The 1976-nt window shown below is 46.0% G+C and carries 1 protein-coding gene; it reads left to right on the top strand.

Going from position 1 to position 1976, the window contains the following annotated elements; translation table 11 throughout:
• A partial coding sequence (locus HMPREF1516_RS10095) for an SIALI-17 repeat-containing surface protein (RefSeq protein ID WP_269621628.1) occupies positions 1 to 1972 on the top strand: 1972 nt, incomplete at its 5' end.
• Between the last annotated feature and the right edge of the window lie 4 nt (positions 1973 to 1976).

Raw genomic sequence — 1976 nt, 5'->3', positions numbered from 1 at the left:
GAAGTGGAAAGATAAAAACCTGCAAAGCTTGTCCTTCCTTTCAAATGTCGGTGGAGACCTGGTTGTAGATTACCCAAATATCGAAGCCAGCCAAATCAAGGTCAATGGCAAACCAGTCAAGGCAACTGTGCTTAAAGATAATCGTATCCAGCTTGCAACGCAAAAAGGTGACGTCATTACCTTTGAACACTTCCCTGGTCGTGTAACCAGTCTGACAGCCGTTCGACAAAATGGTGTCACCGCCGAACTTACCTTCAACCAAGTAGAAGGCGCTACCCACTATGTCATCCAAAGACAAGTGAAAGACGAAACTGGCCAAACCTCTGCGACCAGAGAATTTGTAACCAATCAAACCCACTTTATTGACCGATCACTCAATCCTCAACATGCCTACACCTATACTGTCAAGGCGATGCTGGGCGAGCTTGCCACACAAGTTTCTGAACAGGCCACTGTCGAAACCTATAGCGAGTTGATGGACGACCGAGATAGCCGCATCCAGTACGGAGCTGCCTTTGGAAACTGGGCAGACTCAGAATTATTTGGAGGAACAGAAAAATTTGCTGACCTTTCAAAAGGAGACTACACAGACGAAGATATCACTGCAACCATTCCTTTCAATGGTGTTGGTATCGAAATCTATGGACTAAAATCGTCTGAGCTAGGTCTTGCTACTGCTAAAATTGATGGCAAAGAGGTCGGCGAACTTGATTTCCACACTGCTGGGGCAACTGAAAAAGGTAGCCTCATCGGCCGCTTCACAGGATTGTCAGAAGGACCTCATACATTGACTCTTTCTGTTAAACGCGAGAACAAGGGACGTGGAAATGAACGCTCGAAAATTTCCTTAGACTACTTCAAGGTCCTATCTGGAAAAGGAAGCACAATTGAAAAAATGGATGACCGTGATTCGCGCATTCAGTATGGTTCCCAGTTTAAGGACTGGTCTGACCCTGAACTCTACGGAGGTACGGAAAAATACGCTGACATCAACAGCAGCGACTCTAGTGCAGCTTCAGAAGCTCAGGCAACTATTTCCTTTACTGGTACAGGTATTCGTATCTATGGCTTGAAAACTACCGAGCTAGGTAAAGCACTTGTGACACTGGATGGAAAAGAAATGCCTGCTTTGGATTTCTATACGTCAGGCGCAACTGAAAAGAGAGCCTTTATTGGCGAATTTACAAATCTCACTGACGGTCCGCACACCCTGACATTACGTGTTGACCCAGATTCACCAGAAGGTCGCAAGAAAATTTCTCTGGACTCTTTTGACATCATCAAAGCCCCAGCTGTTGGTATAGATAGTCCAAGTATCGCTCCTCTCAAGGAAAACGACAAAGAAATTTCCTTAACCCTACCATCTGGAGACTGGGAAGCCATCGCTGTAACCTTCCCAGGTGTCAAAGATCCTCTAGTTTTGCGTAAGGTGGATGAAACGCATCTAGTTACAAGTGGAGATCAGACTATCCTATCAATCCAAGACAATCAAGTTCAAATCCCAATCCCTGACGAAACCAATCGCAAAGCTGGAAATGCCATTGAAGCTTATTCCATTCAAGGAAATACCACAAGTAGTCCTATCGTAGCCGTCTTTACTAAAAAGGATGAAAAGAAAGTTGATGAGAAACAACCAACTACAAGCAAGGGAGAGGAACCAGCTCCAACTGTTGACATTCCTGAATACACTGAGCCTATCGGGACTGCAGGGCAAGAAGTGCCACCCACTGTAGAAAAGCCTGAATACACCGAACCTATCGGAACGGCGGGGCAAGAAGAGCCTCCTACTTTAGAAAAGCCTGAATACACCGATCCTATCGGAACAGCAGGTCAAGAGGAAGCTCCTACCGTAGAAAAACCTGAATACAATAAGCCTATCGGGACTGCAGGGCAAGAGGAGGCCCCTACCGTAGAAAAACCTGAATACACTAAACCTATCGGAACGGCAGGAAGTGCGAAGCTCCTACCGTAGCCTA

This window comes from Streptococcus sp. CM6 (genome assembly GCF_000526095.1).
Taxonomy (GTDB): domain Bacteria; phylum Bacillota; class Bacilli; order Lactobacillales; family Streptococcaceae; genus Streptococcus; species Streptococcus oralis_BW.
Note: the sequence above shows the minus strand (reverse complement) of the source record. Positions and strands in the feature narration are given on the sequence as shown.